Annotated in this window: 14 protein-coding genes and 2 pseudogenes; 8 read left to right on the top strand and 8 right to left on the bottom strand. The window is 47.1% G+C overall.

The window, feature by feature from the left end:
- Positions 1-352: 352 nt before the first annotated feature.
- The 3 genes and pseudogenes from RIG27_RS19710 to RIG27_RS19700 form a co-directional block, all read right to left on the bottom strand.
- Positions 353-643: pseudogene (locus tag RIG27_RS19710) on the bottom strand (hypothetical protein); the annotation flags it as partial.
- A gap of 2,270 nt (positions 644-2,913) precedes the next feature.
- Positions 2,914-3,588, bottom strand: a pseudogene (locus RIG27_RS19705) (ATP-binding protein); the annotation flags it as partial.
- A gap of 727 nt (positions 3,589-4,315) precedes the next feature.
- On the bottom strand, positions 4,316-5,041 hold the full coding sequence (locus RIG27_RS19700; protein WP_446347938.1) for a toll/interleukin-1 receptor domain-containing protein: 726 nt from the start codon (positions 5,039-5,041) through the stop codon (positions 4,316-4,318).
- 369 nt (positions 5,042-5,410) lie between these two features.
- On the opposite strand from RIG27_RS19700, the gene RIG27_RS19695 reads away from it, so the two are divergent.
- Positions 5,411-5,554, top strand: a complete 144-nt coding sequence (locus RIG27_RS19695; RefSeq protein WP_446347936.1) for a hypothetical protein — start codon at positions 5,411-5,413, stop codon at positions 5,552-5,554.
- Between the two features lie 60 nt (positions 5,555-5,614).
- Here RIG27_RS19695 and RIG27_RS19690 read toward each other — a convergent pair whose 3' ends face one another.
- Complete coding sequence (locus RIG27_RS19690) at positions 5,615-6,691, bottom strand: ATP-dependent 6-phosphofructokinase (protein ID WP_446347934.1); 1,077 nt, start codon at positions 6,689-6,691, stop codon at positions 5,615-5,617.
- 516 nt (positions 6,692-7,207) lie between these two features.
- Here RIG27_RS19690 and RIG27_RS19685 point away from each other — a divergent pair.
- Complete coding sequence (locus RIG27_RS19685; RefSeq protein ID WP_446347932.1) at positions 7,208-7,981, top strand: HAD-IIA family hydrolase; 774 nt, start codon at positions 7,208-7,210, stop codon at positions 7,979-7,981.
- 248 nt (positions 7,982-8,229) lie between these two features.
- Here RIG27_RS19685 and thrC read toward each other — a convergent pair whose 3' ends face one another.
- Positions 8,230-9,351 carry a threonine synthase gene (gene thrC / locus RIG27_RS19680; protein ID WP_446347930.1) on the bottom strand — a complete coding sequence of 374 codons (1,122 nt, stop codon included), beginning with the start codon at positions 9,349-9,351 and terminating at the stop codon, positions 8,230-8,232.
- Positions 9,352-9,375: 24 nt separating this feature from the next.
- Here thrC and RIG27_RS19675 point away from each other — a divergent pair, with 24 nt between their 5' ends.
- The gene (locus RIG27_RS19675) at positions 9,376-9,519 is read left to right on the top strand and encodes a hypothetical protein (RefSeq protein WP_446347928.1); all 144 of its coding nucleotides are present in this window, start codon (positions 9,376-9,378) and stop codon (positions 9,517-9,519) included.
- A 51-nt stretch (positions 9,520-9,570) separates the two neighbouring features.
- On the opposite strand, the gene RIG27_RS19670 is transcribed toward RIG27_RS19675, so the two are convergent.
- Complete coding sequence (locus RIG27_RS19670; RefSeq protein WP_446347926.1) at positions 9,571-10,965, bottom strand: DEAD/DEAH box helicase; 1,395 nt, start codon at positions 10,963-10,965, stop codon at positions 9,571-9,573.
- 115 nt (positions 10,966-11,080) lie between these two features.
- Complete coding sequence (gene rimO, locus RIG27_RS19665; RefSeq protein WP_446347981.1) at positions 11,081-12,418, bottom strand: 30S ribosomal protein S12 methylthiotransferase RimO; 1,338 nt, start codon at positions 12,416-12,418, stop codon at positions 11,081-11,083.
- A gap of 537 nt (positions 12,419-12,955) precedes the next feature.
- Between rimO and btpA the strand changes: the two genes are divergently transcribed.
- Positions 12,956-13,807, top strand: coding sequence for a photosystem I biogenesis protein BtpA (gene btpA / locus RIG27_RS19660; protein WP_446340710.1), 852 nt, complete (start codon positions 12,956-12,958; stop codon positions 13,805-13,807).
- 56 nt (positions 13,808-13,863) lie between these two features.
- Positions 13,864-14,835 (top strand): vitamin K epoxide reductase family protein, encoded by a 972-nt coding sequence (locus RIG27_RS19655; RefSeq protein ID WP_446347923.1) that lies wholly within the window; start codon positions 13,864-13,866, stop codon positions 14,833-14,835.
- A 72-nt stretch (positions 14,836-14,907) separates the two neighbouring features.
- Here RIG27_RS19655 and RIG27_RS19650 read toward each other — a convergent pair whose 3' ends face one another.
- A complete protein-coding gene (locus RIG27_RS19650) occupies positions 14,908-15,333 on the bottom strand; it encodes a DUF1824 family protein (RefSeq protein ID WP_446340708.1) in 426 nt (141 codons plus the stop codon).
- Between the two features lie 478 nt (positions 15,334-15,811).
- Here RIG27_RS19650 and RIG27_RS19645 point away from each other — a divergent pair, with 478 nt between their 5' ends.
- From RIG27_RS19645 to RIG27_RS19635, 3 genes are all read left to right on the top strand, one after another.
- Positions 15,812-16,006, top strand: a complete 195-nt coding sequence (locus tag RIG27_RS19645; RefSeq protein WP_446347921.1) for a hypothetical protein — start codon at positions 15,812-15,814, stop codon at positions 16,004-16,006.
- A 108-nt stretch (positions 16,007-16,114) separates the two neighbouring features.
- Positions 16,115-17,002, top strand: a complete 888-nt coding sequence (locus RIG27_RS19640) for an inositol monophosphatase family protein (RefSeq protein ID WP_446340706.1) — start codon at positions 16,115-16,117, stop codon at positions 17,000-17,002.
- 199 nt (positions 17,003-17,201) lie between these two features.
- Complete coding sequence (locus tag RIG27_RS19635; protein ID WP_446347919.1) at positions 17,202-18,563, top strand: D-alanyl-D-alanine carboxypeptidase; 1,362 nt, start codon at positions 17,202-17,204, stop codon at positions 18,561-18,563.
- Positions 18,564-18,715 lie beyond the last annotated feature (152 nt).

The following is an 18,715-nucleotide window of genomic DNA, read 5'->3' as shown; positions in this document are numbered from 1 at the left end:
ACCAGGGTAAGCCAACCTAAAAAATCCCTTAACAGCCCTCATAACGTCCCCTTACGCTTGCGATTAAAATAAACGCTTAACCCCTCACCCCCAGCCCCTCTCCCACGCCGGGGAGAGGGGAGCAAGAAAGGTGGTATATTGCAGGCGTAGCCACCTACATTTTTTATCATTAATTGTTCCAATTCCCCTTCTCCAAGGAAACAAAAGCGAAGCATCCTCTGTCCTCCCCCGTGCAACAAAAGCGAAGCATCCTCTGTCCTCCCCCCTCTTGTAGCAGGGGGGAACGAGGGGGGTGGAGAAGGGGTTAGGGAATGAGGGGGAAAATATCGAAAAACCTCTACAACCCCATCTCTCATTCCTCCACTCCCACAATCGCCGCCAACGCCTCAGCATATTGCTGTAACTCCTTTCCCAGTATTAGCAACTCCTCATGCATCTGAGGTTCTAAAGACCAATTTTTCTCATGTTCTTTAGGACTCGTTGTGGCAGGTTTCTGGGCTTCCCAGGTTTGTAATAACGGATGCCATTTTGATAGAAATGGGCGCAATCCTTGATTAAGAACCGCAATGGCAATTCCGCCAACGGATTTAGAGGATATGCCAACATCGGGACCCGCGTCTCTGAGGATTTGCCGGGTAATCCCTGAATATTACTTCCAAGTGTAAATGCATCCTCAAATTGTCCTGCTGTAACCTGTCCTTTAATAATTTCTATCAGCGCTTCATCTTTATCAGTTTGATTATCGGGAATAGCAATTATGTTAGCCGTTGCAATCGCTTGGTCAAACCATCTCAGCCTAGTTTGCGCTTTAACTATTGTTAACAGAGATTGTGCTTTGCAGCGTTTGTCCTTAATTTGCAGTGCTGTTGTTATAGCATCGGTAAAATTTTCTTGCCATCGCTCAGCTTTCTGTGCCTGTACTGCTACAATCTCCTGGAGAATAATATCTTTATAATAGTAAGGGCTATTATCATAAATTCTATTTGCAGTTTCGAGGACAGAAATAAAATATATATCGTTACACTCTTCTTGGGTTACTATCCACGTCAAAAGTCTTTCTATAGATTTAGGGTTAAGATTTGCCAGTTCTTCAGTGGTCTTAAGGGCATCAGATAATTCACCAATCTCTGCTTGCTTACTAGCTATTCTAGAGAGGTAAATATACTTAACGTTGTCTTCAATGTTCCATGCAAATTGTTTAGCTTGACTAAATGAGATTCGTGCTTGCTCTCTATCCCCAATTTTTGCTTGCGCCTTGGCAAGATACATCCAGTAGTCTTCTAAGCCGCCTTGAAACTCAATTCGTTGCAGGGTTTCGCGGGCATCAGAAAATAGCCCTGTTTCTACCTGGTAATTGGCTATGTCAATCAAGACAGTCGTTCGAGTCTTTGGATTTTCAATCTTGTGTGTTGCTTCGAGAGCTTCGCTAAAGGTGGCTCTTGCCTCCTCCCTCTGTCCCAGTTTAATTTGCGCTTTGGCTATATCACCCATCCACCATACCCACCAACAGCTTGGAAAGGTTTGTCTTGTAATTTCAAGGACTTTGGCAAAAACAATTTGTGTTTCTTGACTATTCCCTTTTTCTAATTGCGCCTCTAGTATCTCTCTGAGTGGAAAAACTTGCTTGTGTTCTAAAATAATCCATTCTGCAATTGTAAGGGCGGCTTGCACCTTACCAACTTCGATGAGAAACATACAAAGCAAACCCGGAGCAGAATATTCAAAAAGCCTTTGATGCAAAGCGAGACAGGTTTCCTCACTCACTTCAAAAATATGAGCAAGGAAATATGCAGCATACTTGTGTTGCCAATCAGTAGCCCAATTGAGTTGAAAATGGGGCAAACTTTTCTGTTGTAATCTCTCCAACGCCTCCCGTGCGTCATCTAGCTTGCCCTGATCTTTCAATTCCCAAGCCAGGAGTAGATACCAAAGAATACAGCGCTCAATCTCATACTGATCCGCCAGTATCCATGCCCTTTTGAGACTGCCCGATCGCAACGCATCTAGTGGTGACTCTTGAGCATTTGTCTGCCCCAGTCTATGTGCGTGTACCAGCACAAACTCAGCCATTCTCTCTGCCTTGTCTTCCTCCGCAGCACTGAGCAAGGCAGCCTGCACCGTCTTTAGAGGTAAATCCGGTTCATCAGGCAATTGTTGCTGTTGGGCAGATGCAAAGTATGGGTTACGTGCGATCGCATACAACTCCTCCCACCGCTTCGCCTTTCCCAAGTGTTCGGCATAATGCCGCAATGCATAAGAACTAAGGTTGTCCTGCCATTTGGCACAATAGTCAATTAACTTAGCTTCCGCCAAACCAGCCTGACGCCCCAGCGCCCCTTTAAACTCCTGGGCGAGTAAGGGGTGAGCAAAACTATAACAACCCGTTTGAATACTAAACCACCGTGTCGCCTGCCAGGGTAAATCGGCTAAATCCCAGGCATTCAACTTAGTCAATTCCTGAATATCATCCTCGGATAACGCTCCCAACGCCACTGACAGCAACGCAAACAACTCCCGCACTTCCCGTTGTCGCTTAATCTCCTCAACTTGGGCAAGTTGGCGAAACTGTTCTTTCACATAAGCTTTGAACCCACCGGGACTATTCCGGAGTACCCCCTGCACATCCTGACACTTTATTGCCGCCTGTCTCAATTCATCAATCAGATAACGCAGGTAAAGCGGGAATCCCCCGGTTATCTCATCCAGCCGTTTAACAAAATCCTGATTCTGGCTATACGTCACTAACTCGCTGATTTGCCTTAGCCACTTGGGAATTGCTTCACGGCGTAACCGCTTCAGATACAATCTCTGAGCATTATCCGTCCAATTCCGCAGGTATTCCGGCTCATCCTCTGACTCGGCGCGTGCTGAAGCAATCACAAACACGCCATCCGGGAGCCAAGTAAAAAACGGCTCCAATGTTTCTGACGCCTCATCCAACCCATCCAACACAATCACCAGACGCTTACCCTCTGGCGAGACAGGTTTCTCCAGCATCCCTACCAGGATATCCCGCATCCGATTTGGATCATTAGGAAACTGCCCATTCCTAATGTTGTGATACAGATAGAGTTGTTTGAGTAAATGGCGATAGGCTTCAGACACCGAGCGCGTCTTTTGGTAACGATAACTAAAGCAGTGATAGGCAATGAAACAATTTTCCTGCTGAGTTTGTTGCCAATGGGACAACAGAGCCGATTTGCCAAAACCCGCCGCACTGGTTACTAACAGCACCCCCCTAGAATTGTGCTGCACAAAGTCATCAAGCTGACGCTGCTCCTCCTCCCGCCCTTCAAAGGGCTGCTGAATATACTCATGAACAATTCCCTTAACTTGAGCTTCTATCTCGTAGCCGATATATTGCTCACCAATAATCGAAATCGCAGATTCAGCCAGGGTTTGATTGAGGCGTGCAAATCCCTCTGACTCTTGCTCCAGCCGTTGAATAACTCGGATAGCTCGCAGCGATTGCTCAGCAAAAGGGCTAGGAATAATCGCCGGGTCAATTCCCAACCGGAACAGCACTTCCTCAAATTGAGCCGGATTCAGCCTTTTCAGACGCTGTAGTAGTTCGCCTCGACCATCCATTCAACCCTATCCACCTGATACCAACTTACCTTCTATCATGTCATGCTGAGTGTTTTATCATGTCATGCTGAGTGTTCTAAGCTGTCATTCTGGGTGTTCTATCCTGTCATTTTGGGCGTTCTATCATGTCATGCATTTAAATTGGGAATGGGTAGCGAGCAATTGGGAATGAGTAGCGAGCAAGATGCTCGCACTACTGGCGTGACCCAGCTAAAATGGTGCAATAGATTGGGTACGTAGTGAGGGCTTTAGCCCTCTACAGCTAGGCGTTAGAGAACTAAAGTTCTCACTACAAACAAAGTCCTATTTTAGCTGGGTCAGTCCACTACTGGCGTGACACACCTTAATTGATGAATTAACCATTAGCCCGGAAACCGTAGGGGCGCACCGACGTGCGCCCAATTTCACGGTCAAATCTATTCCACAATTTTAGCTGTGTCGTACCATTCACCTTAGACAGCACTATCCAACTGTAAGTATTAGGACTTACGCAGCTACACCATCTATCTATCGTTGAAATGGTGCGTTATGCTACGCTAACACACCCTACAGATAGAGACTATTAGTAAGTCCTAAGTATTCAACCGGACATGACATCATCCTAAGCTGTTCGGCATTTAAACCTTCATGTCAATAATGACGAAATCCTTGTAGTGCGTTAAGCGAAGCCATGCCGCAGGCTTTGCATCTTGCTCGCTACTAATACCCAATTTAAATGCATGACAGCTTACCTCTTCAAATGTGGAGCCGCTTGATAAATCGAGTCTAGCAGTCCAGACAGCGACTCGCCGTCTTTTTGACTCGCCAATTTAATAATCTCCTTGGCTTTTTGCACCTGTGCCACATTCATTGGCAGTTGAGATTCATCTATTTCATAGTAAAAAATCACCTCATCAAACTGAGCCTGAAGGAGGCATTTGAGCAGCTTAAACGCCAGGATTCTCGGTGCAACGCCGGATGACACCTGGGCTGGGGGTGAAGCCGGAACAGGTGCAGGCGTCGTCTCACCCTTCAGTGGCGGCTTCCCTGACTCTCCCCGCATCCCATTCACCAGTTGTTGAAATTCTGCCTCATAGTTATCGTCATTAATACTAATGTGGGGAAAAGATTGGAGAAAAAATGGCTTTTGGCAGTCTTTATAGAGAACCGGAATCAGGCGACGGCTGGGAGTCCGTGACTCAAGTTTAGCCCGTTTTTCCTCCTCAACTTGTGCCATTAGCCATGCGTCTTTTTCATAACTCACCCACTGGGAATTAACACTATCTGGGGAGAGAACCAAAACCAGAATATCTGCATTAGATAACCCTTCTTCCAACTTATCCGGTATTCTATCACCAGGGAGAATCTCCCATTTATCTAACCAAGCATCAATCCCTTCGCGGCTGCGTAAATCCGTTGCCAGACGCTCAACAAAGGGTTTGTCGATACTGCTATGACTAATAAACGCTTTCATTATTCTGTATTATTAATAGTGGGACTATTATAAACTTCTCTTGGAGATTGACACACCATCCAGCTCACCTAAACCTGGTAAGCCAGATGAGCTTTTCTTACCCCCTTTTGAGGAGGCGATTGAAATCGCTGCTACACAAACAAAGCCTGCCTCCGCAGGCTGAATTGATTGAGTCCGCGCAGGCGGACTTGGTTTGTATAGCCCCAGACTTCTAGTCTGTGGGCGATTTGCTGCGGAATGCTCTACACTATTTTGTATCAAATCAGCTAATCGCAGATGTAGTGGAGTGGATACGGGCGATCGCAACAAAACAATCAATTAAATCTTGATGTTTACCAAGAATAGAGTAATCCCATTTGAGTTAAGTAGGTGAACACAATAAAAGTTAACGGTGGAGATTGTCATTCGTCATTTGTCATTTGTCATTCGTTTACTCCCTCTGCTCCCAGACGCGCCATGGCGCGTCTCTACATCGCTTCCTCATCTTCCCCTGCTTTCCTTAACGGTACTTAGACAAAAAATAAGGTAAAAATTGTGCCAGAAACTGTCTAAGTACCGCCGTGAGGGTGTCAATTACAAATCACCAATATAGGTGTCGAGGGCTTTAGCGGTTTCCACTAGGGGATGATGACTATCCACTAAAATCGGACTGTTGCTGGTCACCTCATCAATGGGAATGTTGACAACAACTCCATTTTGCCAAGCGACCATTTTTTGATAGTCATCTTGGGCAATTAAATCGACAGCCGCTTTGCCAAAGGAGGTAGCCAGCAAACGGTCTAACGCCGAGGGCGCACCACCCCGTTGAACATGACCTAAAACCGTCACCCGTGCTTCAATTTTATCCCCGCTGAAGTGAGAAATCTGATCCGCGACATAATCTCCAATCCCCCGTAATCGAATCTCACCCTGGGAGTCTGTGTAGTAGCGTTCTTGACCCTCAATGGTTTTCGCCCCCTCAGCCACAACCACGATCGCAAAGCGGCGATTCCAGCGATCGCGTAGTTCGGTGATATGTTTACAAACACCACTAATGGAATAGGGAATTTCCGGGATCAGGATGACATCAGCACCGCCAGCAATCCCGGCATTTAGGGCTAGATGTCCGGCTTCGCGCCCCATCACCTCAACCACCATCACGCGATCGTGACTGGCGGCTGTATAGGAGAGGCGAGATAGGGCATCAACAATGGTGTTAACCGCCGTATCAAAGCCAACGGCTAAATTCGTGAACGCCACATCATTATCAATCGTCTTGGGGACGCCCACAATATTCATATTCCCTTTATGGGCAAGCTGGTTCATAATCGCCAGACTCCCGTCACCACCAATAACAATTAGGGCGTCTAGACCTAATTTCTGATAACCAGCGATAATCTGATCGGCTTGAGCCTCGGTATCCCCTTTATTAATTGAACCAAGGATAGTACCACCAGTACTCAGGAGTGGGTCGATTCCCCGACTATCTAAACCATGAACATTCAGTGAGACTGCTTTGCCTTCCAATAAACCTTGGGTGGCATAGGGAATACCTAAAACTTCCCAATCATAGCTCAGGGTAGCATGTCTAACCGCAGCGCGAATGACCGCATTTAATCCGGGACAGTCACCGCCACTGGTGAGTAGACCAATCCGTTTGCGAGTTTCCATAGGTCGATCTCAAGTTGTGTTCTATTGTAGATGTGGATGGTTTGAACGAAGGCTGTTTGATACATCAAATCCAGATTTACTCCCCAGACAGTCTGACAGCACCCTGAAACCACAACTACGGTTTTGCCTTTACGGGATGAGGATCAAGCAAGCTGAATTAGGATTGAGCGCAAGTCCGATTGAGTGATGCAGTTGTGGCACTCGTCTTTTGAGAGTCGTTTGCCTCAAAAACGCTTGATCAGCGGTAAGTCTAGGGTAGTCAGCGTCAACCCCTGTTGGCAAACATGGTTCTAGATCCCCTCATGGCAAAAAACCTCAACCCTTGCTGGTCTGTAAACATCTAGTCCAAGATAGCCAATTTTCTTTGATCTGAGAGTATCAAGCAGCACTGCGGCTTTAGAAAATGCTGATTGAGAAGTCGTGATTGGTGATGGGCAAGACCAATATCTTTTCTCCACCCAGGCTGGTATCATCATTGTTGATTCTGACGTCAAGGCTTTTGAGTCCCTGGTTTCCATGAATGAGCTACGCGGCAAACAAGCATTTATCTGTGATATGGATGGCGTGATTTACCACGGCAACCGCTTACTGCCAGGAGTGGAGGCATTTTTGGACTGGTTGAAGGTGTCGGAAAAAAAATTTCTGTTCCTGACTAATAGTAGCGAGCGATCGCCTCGGGAGTTGCGGGAGAAGCTCAAACGGTTGGGCGTAGAAGTCCCGGAGGAGAATTTCTACACCAGCGCTTTGGCAACGGCGGCATTTTTGGCTCAACAATGTCCCGGAGGAAGTGCCTTTGTGATTGGGGAAGCCGGGTTGACAAATGCGCTGTATAATGATGGGTTTTCCATGAACGATACCAACCCAGATTATGTGGTGGTAGGTGAGACGCGCAGTTATAGCTTTGAGAAATTAGAACAGGCGGCGCAATTAGTGATTAAAGGGGCAAAGTTAATTGGCACAAATCCTGACTTAACTGGACCGAGTGAGAAAGGAATTGTGCCAGCGACAGGGGCGTTAATTGCACCCTTGGAACTGACGACGGGGGCAAAAGCCTATTTTGTTGGCAAGCCAAATCCCCTAATGATGCGCCATGCTCTCAAGAAGTTAGGCTGTCGTCGCGAGGATACCGCCATCATTGGCGATCGCATGGATACGGATATCATTGCCGGGATTGAGTCAGAAATCGAGACGGTGTTGGTTTTATCCGGAGTCACCCGCCAAGAGGATTTAATCCATTTTGCCTATCGTCCCCACTATATTTTGCCAGGAGTGGGGGATTTAGTTCCTTGACCCAGACACGATATAATATTATGTCCGGTTGAATACTCACATTTAGGTGGAGACAAGGCAGTGGTTCGACAGGCTCACCAACCAGGCTCCAAGGCTCCAAGGGAAGGAGTAAGGTTGCAAGGAAGAAGGATATTACGGTTATTTCGGCGGACATGATATAGTAACAAATCAGGGTTAGCTACCCCCGTTATAATCCAGTCCGCGCAGGCGGACTTTGTTTGTGTAGCCGCGATTTCAATCGCCCTAGCTCAGGTTGAACTGAATCCCATCACCTCAGCGACGGCGGTGGTGGTTGGCTCAATTCCTCGCTGTAATTGATTGTTGCAGTGTTGAATCGCCGTATCCGGATCTTTTAACCCATTCCCTGTCAGCACACAAACCACTGTTGCTCCCGTGGGAACTTGATCTTTCACTTTCAATAACCCCGCCACCGATGCAGCGCTAGCGGGTTCACAAAATATTCCTTCTTTTGATGCTAAAAGGCGATAAGCTGCCAGAATTTCCGCATCGGTAACGCTATTAAATTCTCCCTGACTGGCATCTTTTACCGCAACAGCTTTCTGCCAACTGGCTGGATTGCCAATCCGAATCGCGGTGGCAATTGTTTCCGGATGCGCCACGGGTTCACCCAGAATCAGTGGTGATGCCCCAGCCGCTTGGAATCCCATCATCCGAGGTAAGCGATCGCACAACCCATGTTGATGATACTGGCAAAAGCCCATCCAATACGCGGTAATATTCCCGGCATTTCCCACCGGAATACACAGCCAATCTGGGGCATTCCCTAAATTATCAACAATTTCAAACGCGCCCGTTTTTTGACCTTCCAATCGATAGGGATTGACCGAATTCACCAACGTTACCGGATAATTTGCCGCTAACTCCTGGACAATCCGCAAACAGTCGTCAAAATTTCCCTCAATTGCCAATACCTGCGCCCCATAAACCAATGCCTGCGCCAACTTCCCCAGGGCAACATACCCATCCGGAATTAACACAAACGCTTGCATATCCCCCCGAGTCGCATAAGCCGCCGCCGAGGCAGAGGTATTCCCGGTACTGGCACAAATAACCGCCTTCGCTCCGGCTTCCTTTGCCTTAGAAATCGCCATAGTCATACCCCGGTCTTTAAAGCTACCCGTCGGATTAAGACCATCATATTTAACCAATACCTTGACTCCCTTACCCACCGCTTCTGAAAGGGCAGGGGTGGGGATCAGAGGAGTATTTCCCTCCAAGAGAGTCACTATGGGAGTTGAGGCGGTGACGGGTAAATAAGACCGATAAGTCTCAATTAAACCCGACCATTGACAAGGCAAGGCATTGGTATCTGTAGTTTGAGGGATATGATTGGTAGCAGACAGAGTCATGTGATTTCTTACTGAATTTTGGTCATGACAAATGACCCGAAAAAACTTTTGAGTGACCAGACATGCGATCGCACATCTGTAGGGGCGGGTTTAACTATTATCGCGGCTTGCCACCCAGATGTCACTAAACCCGCCCTAACTCTTCGACATAAGACGAATGACGAATAACATAAGACAAATTCATCCCACGCCTATTGGTCATGGGATGAACTCAATCAATTACCGAGAACGGTTATGAGTAACCGATTCTTTGGATTGGTTATTACGACGCTTCACCAGTTTCGGACGTTCTACTTTGTTATCCACCTCGATGGCGGCTAACTCCGGTTGCGTGTGGTCATAGACCATTTGCAAGGCGGCGGCAGCGATCGCGTGGGGGTCGTATTCTTCACTCAACTCCCGTACAATCGGCAGGAATGATGCCATCCGTTCGCCAGCCAGTGCCTCGCGTAACTCGTCTTGTAGTTTCTCCAAGCGCCGCGCTTCGATTTGCGATCGCGTAGGAATCCGGGACACCTGTAAATTCTGCCGGACTTTCCGTTCAATCTGGTGAAGTTTGCGCCGTTCAAAGGGTTGAATCAAGGAAATCGCGGTTCCGGTTTTCCCGGCACGACCCGTACGACCAATCCGGTGAATATAACTCTCCACCTGATCCGGCAGGTCGTAATTAATCACATGGGTGAGATGATCCACATCCAGACCCCGTGCAGCAATATCCGTTGCCACTACCCAGCGCACCTGACTCTGGCGGAATCGGGACAACAAGCGCTCCCGTTGGCTTTGGCTGAGGTCGCCATGATACTCATCCACACTATGACCAGCCGCTTGTAACTGACTGGTGAGTTCCGCTGCTGACCGCCGCGTCCGCACAAAAATTAATGCGGCTTCGGGGTCTTCCAGTGCCAAAATTGGCTGTAGGGCTTTGGACTTTGAACACCCACGGGGGATCATATAAACCCGTTGCTCAATCCGTGCTGGGGTGGCTTTGGGTAGTTCCACGGTTACCGTCACCGGGGATTTGAGGAACTGGTTGACTAAATCCCGAATCGCCTTCGGCATTGTTGCCGAAAAACAGGCAGTCTGGCGTTCTTTCGGGGCTTGCTTGAGGATTTTTTTGACATCATCGATAAAGCCCATGCTCAACATTTCATCGGCTTCATCTAAGACCACCCATTGGACTTGATCTAATTTCAGATCTCCTCGATCCAGCAAATCGATCACTCGTCCTGGCGTCCCGACAACCATTTGGGCATTACGTTGTAAGAGACGAATTTGGCGATCAATAGATTGTCCGCCGTAGACGGTGACTATACCGACACGGCGATTGCTGGTCAAGTCCCGAATCGCATCTGCCACTTGTCGGGCTAATTCCCGTGTTGGGGCAAGAATTAAGGCTTGTACCCCTCGGACATTGGGATTAAGCTGTTCCAAAATCGGCAAAGAAAAGGCAGCGGTTTTCCCTGTACCGGTTTGAGATTGAGCGACCACATCTTGCCCTGCCAACAGTTCCGGAATGGCTTGAGATTGAATGTCCGTTGGTGTATCAAAACCTAATTTTTCCAGTTGATGGAGGCACTCTTCAGATAAGCCCAGATTATTGAATGAAAGGGTCATAATTTAACGGTTGTTGTGAGTTTTTCGTGATGGTTAAGGTCAGTCGTCAGTGATCAAGAGTCTGGGTTAAGGACTTAGCAATCGCCAATACTCCCTTACCCTGAATCGACTCTAGTTAACCAACAACTAACAGTGGACTAGGGACTACAGAACCATAGAGGTCATAGATGCCAGCATCGGTGATTTCTACTTCCACGATGGTCCCCAAGGGGGCTTCGCCTTGGACGTAGACTAATCCATCGACCTCGGGGGCAAATCGAGCTGAGCGACCGATCTGTTTTCCGGTTGAGGGGTTCTCTTGCTCAATCAGAACGTCAACGATCTTGCCCACTTCACCTTGGTTTTTCTTCAACGTAATCGGCTGTTGAACTGCCATCAGCGTCTGGCGACGCTCCTCCATGACGGCTTGGGGGACCCGATTGGGCAAGTTGTAGGCTGGTGTACCCTCTTCGGGAGAAAAAGTAAAGACACCAACGTGGTCAAACTCGTGATGCTGGACAAATTGCAGCAAATGGTTAAAGTGCTGCTCTGTCTCGCCAGGAAACCCGACGATAAAGGTAGTCCTCAGCACCGCATTCGGCAAGGCGGCTTTAATGTGATCAATAATCTGATCATTCACTCGCCCCTGCCAAGGACGGTTCATGGCACGCAGGACTTCTGGATGGGAATGCTGTAGGGGTAAATCCAAGTAAGGCAGAACATTAGGCGTTTCCTGAATTGCTGCCATCACTGGCTCGGTTAAACCGGTAGGATAGGCATAGTGCATCCGAATCCAGGGGATATCCACCTTACCTAATGCCCGCAACAGTTCAGCTAACTTGGGTTCTCCATACAGATCGACGCCATAGTTGGTTGTGATTTGAGAAATGAGGATTAATTCCTGCACGCCTTGGGACGCCAATTGTTCAGCTTCCGCCACAATTGATTCAATCCTTCGCGATCGCTGGTTTCCCCTCAGATACGGAATAATGCAGAAGGCGCACCGATAGTTACATCCTTCTGCTACTCGCAGGTAAGCGACTCCTTCTGAGGTTGTGCGATAGCGCGGCGTTGTTTCATCCGCAATATAGGTGGGTTCGGCTGAAACGGCTTTGACCCGTTCTCCTGCTTCTACCCGTTCTATCACTTCGACGATGTTCTGATAATCGCCCGTTCCGACTACAGCTACAGCTTCTGGCAATTCTGCCAACAATTTCTCTTGGAAATGTTGTGCCATGCAGCCAGCAATAACAATTTTCTTATTGGCTTCTGCTAGCTCAACTAATGTGCGAACCGATTCTGTTCGCGCTGCCTCTATGAAGCTACAGGTATTTACAATAACATAGTCGGCTAAATCTTCGTTGCTATCGACTGGGTAGCCCGCTTGAACCAGCAGACCCAGGATATGCTCTGTATCAATGCGATTTTTTTCACAGCCTAAATGAGAAATGGCAATGGTTGGCTTGTTGCCCATGCGGTTATCTACTACAATCGGCACTAGAGTGGAGTAGCGCTTGATTTCCAGCGCTCCTAATCAGTAAGCATGAGTCGTGAGCAGTTCCCTGTAACCGTTCTGGAGAGAATGTCTCCAGAGTTCAGGCTGATTCAATCCTGATCACTTGATTTGTTCCCAGCTTTACTTGATTCATAGGGGCATAGTCTTAGAGTTTACCCACGCTCCACCAGTCCGGATGTTCTTTGGTTGCTCTAGTTTAACCCCGTTACTTATTTATATAAAATTTTATTAATATATGCAATACACTCGGTAACTTAATCTAACTTGACGCTTGACTGGGGGAAGGGCGACTATTAGCGAGCGTCGGCTGACGTTACCCTGCTTAGCGGTTAGTGCTTAAGAATTAGGCGATGGTTAGGATTCTGAGAGATTTATGCTGTCATGTACCATGGCATATTCCATTTGTCAATCCATCGAATTAGTTAGATAGAGAGTCTCTGTGGTTGTCAAACCTGAGTATATTCAAATTCTTGTGAACGGTTTTCAGGTAGATACGTGAACTTACAACAAATTTTCAAGACACCCAATCCCATCATTGGCGTTGTGCATCTGTTACCCCTGCCAACGTCTCCCCGTTGGGGAGGGAGTTTAAAAGCGGTGATTGCTCGAGCCGAACAAGAGGCGACAGCACTGGCATCAGGAGGAGTTGATGGGGTAATCGTGGAGAATTTTTTTGATGCTCCCTTCACCAAAAACCAAGTCGATCCCGCCGTCGTCAGTGCGATGACCTTAATTGTGGGACGGTTGATGAATTTGCTCACATTACCTGTGGGGATCAACGTGTTACGCAATGATGCCCAAAGCGCGATCGCGATCGCCAGTTGTGTCCAAGCCCAGTTTATCCGGGTGAATGTTCTCACCGGCGTCATGGCAACGGATCAAGGGCTGATCGAAGGACAAGCTTACGAACTGTTGCGGTATCGCCGAGAACTCAATAGTGATGTGCAAATTTTAGCCGATGTCCTAGTCAAGCATGGACGCCCCTTGGGATCACCGAATTTGACCACGGCGGTACAAGAAACCATCGAACGAGGGTTAGCCGATGGCGTCATCCTCTCTGGATGGGCAACAGGTAGTCCTCCCAGTCTAGAAGACTTAGAATTAGCATCAGCCGCCGCCAATGGAACGCCTGTATTTATCGGCAGCGGTGCCAACTGGGAAAATATTCCCACCTTAATGCAAGCCGCCGACGGGGTGATTGTGTCCAGTTCCCTGAAACGACGGGGGCGAATTGAGCAACCCATTGACCCGATTCGCGTCAGTCAATTTGTGGAAGCGGTACGACGGGGTGTTAACACGACAGCATCGCCGCAACCCATGTCTTCGGTCAAGTTACATTCTAAGTAAGAGTGAATCGTAACGTTTTCGATTGCTCCTGAAATTCCTAGCGCTGATTGATAAATATGAGACGCCGACGTTCTACTCCCTGGATTCATCGCCAATCCCGCCCAATCATTGGTGCGATCGCAATTCTTGGTGCTTTAGATACGGCTTACCTTACCTTGGTGGAAACTGGGGTATTTAAAGAAGCCGTATGTCCCACAGGCGGTGTAATCAACTGTCAAGCTGTCTTAAGTAGTAGTTATGCTTTCCTCTTGGGTGTACCCCTAAGCTTGTTTGGCTTTTTAGCCTATACTGCGATCGCGGTATTTGCCTTTGCCCCCCAACTGGTTAAATCCTCCGATAACAAAGACTTTCGCCGACAAGTAGACGATTTGAGTTGGCTGCTGATGTTTGCTGGCGCAACCGCCATGGTTATCTTCAGCGGCTACCTTGTCTATCTCATGTCCGTTGTCATTGGGGCATTTTGTATCTATTGCCTGGTATCCGCCTTCTGCTCAATCGCCTTATTTGTGCTGACGATTATTGGGCGTGAGTGGGAAGATGTGGGACAACTGTTTTTCACGGGCATTGTTGTCGGCATGGTAGCGCTGATTGGCACTTTGGGTGTCTATGGCATGAGTGGTGAACAGACAACGGCTGGCGGAGTAGACAGCGGCGTGATTCCCCCGATAACCACTGCGCCCACAGCCCCCTACGGCTGGAAAATCACCACCACCTCTGGCGAAGCGGAAATAGAACTCGCTCGTCATCTTACCGCCGTTGGTGCCAAAAAATATGGTGCGTATACTTGTCCCCATTGCCACGATCAAAAGGAGTTATTTGGCAAGGAAGCCTTTAGCGAAATCGATTATATCGAGTGTAATCCGGCGGGAAAAAATCCGCAGCCTCAAGTGTGCCAAGAGGTAGGAATACAAGGGTATCCGAGTTGGGAAATTAATGGTCAGTTGTATCCTGGGGTTCAGAGTTTGGAAAAATTGGCAGATATAACCGATTACCAAGGAAAACGCGACTTTAAGTACCGATTGCGTTGACCCTTCGACTTCGCTCAGGGTCAACTGTAGAGACGTTGCATGCAACGTCTCTACACTATTGATACCAATCAACTAATCCGACGACGCAAATAAATCGAGGGGAAGATGACCATACATTTCATTAATTCCCCCTTCAAAGGAAGATTGACAAGATACTAAAACACCGCGATGCTCACCCGTATAGGAATCGATATAACACAATCCGGAATTGCCGTTATATTTGATATAGACAGCGCCCTCAATCGGAGTGAGATCGAGATTCGGTTGATACCCTAACGCTTGAGCATAGGTTTTGAGCGCTGATAAGCCTTGAGCGGCTGTATCCGCGCAAATCCCAAAGATTTGATAATCTGACTGCTCGGCAAGTAACCCTAAGGCTTGCCGCAGTTTCTCTTTTTCGGCATCTGAAACCACAGGCTGAGTCTCAATGCAGTTAAAGGGGGCGAGGAGTGCTTGAGCGTCTGAGAGGGTGAGAGGGGTAGAGTTTGAGGTAGACATAACTGGTGGTTATCAAAAAAACTTGAGCTTTCCGATGATAAAACATCTGATAGGGCGGGGAGTGTCAAAAAATCATAGCCATAACCGGAACGAGAACCTGGCTCAATCGTGACGAGTTGGCTTAAGGGATTGGTCAACGGATAGGCATGGTAATACCCCTCTGATAAGAATGCAAATAAATTAAGATTTGACCACGGATATCACACCCATTAAGGATAAAATAAACACCTGTAATATCTGTGTAGGGGCGCAGGTTGTGCGCTCAGAAAATCGCCAAAATCCATCCTACAATTTTAGCTGTGTCTTTGGTATTACTTTAATATGATAGTGATCACTCAATTTATGTAAACTGAATCACATTTATTTATCTTGATTATCACAAGCTCTCAGAGATATCGATCAAGATTTAGTAAACATTTTTACGTAAAAATAATATTTATACATAAAAAAACATCAAAAGAAAAAATCTGCAAGATTTATGCATACTTGTCCCTGCTGCTCCCATCCCTTACTTCGGCACATTAGCCACCATCGCCTCTACTGGTTCTGTTCACACTGCTGGCAGGAAATGCCCACCGTTGATACCACTCGTCGTCAACCTGTCCAAGAACTAGAGCGGCTATTTAATCTGCCGACTGTCTCCAGTAAGACTAAATTAGTCAGTTGTCTGTAGTACATGTTTACTGAGTTTATGCCCACCCGTCGCGGTAATATTGACAATTTATAGCATATTACCGCGAAACATTAAGGGTATAGATCTCCGCAGAGGAGTTCTGGAATTATGGATTACTTACCAATCTGTTCATCAATTGCCGAAAACCTAACCACTTTTTTAGACACAATCCCTCACCAAAATCAGTCAATCATCAATGGAAAAGCTAAACATGAAATTAATCGCCAAGCGGGTGAAATTATCTGTTCTTGTTTAGCCGACTATCCCATCAACCTTTATCTCCAAGGAGAACACCCGAAGCTAAATCCTTACGCTAGCTATTCTATATTTGTCGATCCAATCGACGGGATATCTAACTGGTTACGTCAAGTGGGTGACCCGTCTTTAGTGATTGCCATCACGTCAAAAACATTGGATGTGACTTTAGGAGATTTAGAATTTGCTTACGTACAAGGATTACGCACAGGAAACTGCTATTATGGAACCCTGAGCGCTGCCTATTTCAGAAGCGATCACAGTCAAGACTACACTCAGATTTACTGTCACTCTCAAGTCTCCCTAGAAGACGCGATCGCATACTTACGTCCCGGCTATAATCGGGCAAAAGAAGCTTTGAGCGGCAGTTTCCCCTTGTGGTTATGCTGTCGGGATATTCGCTCGATCGATAACTCAGCCATGGAATTTTGTGAAATCGCCCGAGGCGCTGCTGATTTTATGGTCGAATGTCGTCATGCTTCGGAAAATTATAATTTGCTCGCCTATCCAATTTTAAAAGCAGCCGGTGGTTATCTGGTTGATTTTCATGGCAATTCTCTGGCGTCTCTCAGTCTAGAATCTGAATATGTTGTCGATTATGTTGCCTGTGGTTCCGGCTATTTATTACGAGAGATTCTCCATATCATTCAGCGCTGGGAGCAAAACCACGAAAAAACATTTTGTAACTTTTTAGGGGAAATTGAGCGAGAAAACCAAGTGTGGGGAAGTCAAATTGCTTGATTAGTCATTAGTCATTAGTCATTAGTCATTAGTCATTAGTCATTAGTCATTAGTCATTAGTCATTAGTCATTAGTCATTCGTTGTTCGCCAACAGTCAGCTAGATGAGTTCTGATAGTTGCAGGGATAAATCTTGTACGGGAGTGTAGTAGAGGTTAAATTAGGAAGCTATAATTAAGAACTCCTAATTTTTATATAAAATGATCAAACCCCTTTCTTGGACAACTGTACTATCCCTAACTCTCCTAACCTTTACCGTTGGATGTTCCCCTCAATCTAATCCCTCCCAACCTTCTGCCAACGAAAACGAGATCGATAGTGTTTCAGTGGCTGAAAGTCCAGCAGCAGCGGAATTGACGCAAAAACCAACCATTCCCTCACTCGCTTCTCCAGATAATCCCGATCCGGCGATCCAGGCGCAAATCGAGCAGTACATGAATGGTTTAGCCGCCAAAGGATTTGCCAAGGAAAATCATGGGATCTGGATTCAAGCGGGAAATACTCTGCTAGCGAATTATCAAGGTACCGTTCCCTTACCTGCGGCTTCTATCACCAAAATCGCCACCTCCCTCGCCGCTTTGCAAACCTTTGGTCCCGATCACCAGTTCATCACCCTCATCGGCGCAACGGGTGTAGTAGAAAACGGCGTTCTCCAGGGAGACTTAGTGATTGAAGGGGGAGAAGATCCATTCTTTGTGTGGGAAGAAGCGATCGCGATCGGTAATCTCCTGAATCAGATGGGTATTCAGCAGGTGGCAGGTAATTTAATCATCACAGGCAAATTTTACATGAACTTTGAGTTTGACCCATTCAAATCAGGGACACTGCTCAAACAAGGCTTAAATGCTCAACAGTGGACTCCTGAAGCCCAAACCCAGTATCAAACCCTACCCCCAGACACTCCCAAACCTCAAGTTGCGATCGCGGGTTCGGTACAAGTCTCCCCCACCCCTCCTAGCAACGTCCAACCCCTGATTCGCCACTATTCCTTCCCCCTGGCTGAACTGATCAAAAAAATGAATCAATATAGCAATAATAAAATGGCAGAAATGCTCGCCAACTCCGTCGGGGGAGCAAATGTTGTCGCCCAACAAGCCGCCGCCGCCACAGGCGTTCCTCAAGCGGAAATTACGTTAGTTAATGGTTCTGGATTAAGCGATCAAAACAAGATTTCTCCCCGTGCGGCTTCTGGTTTATTTCTCGCCATTGCCCGGTATCTTCAGCCCTATAACATGACCCTTGGTGATATATTGGCGGTTGTTGGACAAGATGAAGGGATTTTAAATGAACGTCCGCTTCCCCCATTCGCCATTGTTAAATCCGGAAGTTTAAATAATGTCAGCGCTTTAGGCGGAGCTTTACCCACGCAGCAGCAGGGAATTATCTGGTTTTCGACGATGAATAGGGGTTACAACCTAGAAGGCTTTCGCACTCAACAAGAAGCACTGCTGCAAAGTTTTATGAGTCAGTGGGGAAGCGTTCAATCATTACCCGAAACCTTACAACCCAATCCCGAACGAACTAGTAAAACCTCTAGTAATGAAGTCCTCAATCCTGGTTAATCTGTTTGGCATTTAAACTGAAGTTCCCCTTTGACAAATCGCTACACCGTATGCATGTCCCGGCTTAGGGCGATTTGTCTTTCGGCTTCACTGGGTACAAATCAGGCTGACACCCAATAAATCTAAAGCCTTTCTTTGTACTGGAGTAGGTT

The sequence above is a fragment of the Coleofasciculus sp. F4-SAH-05 genome (genome assembly GCF_040222985.1).
Classification (GTDB): Bacteria; Cyanobacteriota; Cyanobacteriia; order Cyanobacteriales; family Coleofasciculaceae; genus Coleofasciculus; species Coleofasciculus chthonoplastes.
Note: the sequence above shows the minus strand (reverse complement) of the source record. Positions and strands in the feature narration are given on the sequence as shown.

Bases quoted from the DNA above. Each gene is read 5' to 3' on its own strand.
- RIG27_RS19650 (WP_446340708.1), bottom strand. From the start codon at position 15,333: ATGTCTACCTCAAACTCTACCCCTCTCACCCTCTCAGACGCTCAAGCA.
- RIG27_RS19675 (WP_446347928.1), top strand. From the start codon at position 9,376: ATGACAAATGACCCGAAAAAACTTTTGAGTGACCAGACATGCGATCGC.
- RIG27_RS19645 (WP_446347921.1), top strand. From the start codon at position 15,812: ATGCATACTTGTCCCTGCTGCTCCCATCCCTTACTTCGGCACATTAGC.
- RIG27_RS19640 (WP_446340706.1), top strand. From the start codon at position 16,115: ATGGATTACTTACCAATCTGTTCATCAATTGCCGAAAACCTAACCACT.
- RIG27_RS19670 (WP_446347926.1), bottom strand. From the start codon at position 10,965: ATGACCCTTTCATTCAATAATCTGGGCTTATCTGAAGAGTGCCTCCAT.
- thrC (WP_446347930.1), bottom strand. From the start codon at position 9,351: ATGACTCTGTCTGCTACCAATCATATCCCTCAAACTACAGATACCAAT.
- RIG27_RS19700 (WP_446347938.1), bottom strand. From the start codon at position 5,041: ATGAAAGCGTTTATTAGTCATAGCAGTATCGACAAACCCTTTGTTGAG.
- RIG27_RS19655 (WP_446347923.1), top strand. From the start codon at position 13,864: ATGAGACGCCGACGTTCTACTCCCTGGATTCATCGCCAATCCCGCCCA.
- RIG27_RS19690 (WP_446347934.1), bottom strand. From the start codon at position 6,691: ATGGAAACTCGCAAACGGATTGGTCTACTCACCAGTGGCGGTGACTGT.
- RIG27_RS19685 (WP_446347932.1), top strand. From the start codon at position 7,208: ATGAATGAGCTACGCGGCAAACAAGCATTTATCTGTGATATGGATGGC.
- RIG27_RS19635 (WP_446347919.1), top strand. From the start codon at position 17,202: ATGATCAAACCCCTTTCTTGGACAACTGTACTATCCCTAACTCTCCTA.
- rimO (WP_446347981.1), bottom strand. From the start codon at position 12,418: ATGGGCAACAAGCCAACCATTGCCATTTCTCATTTAGGCTGTGAAAAA.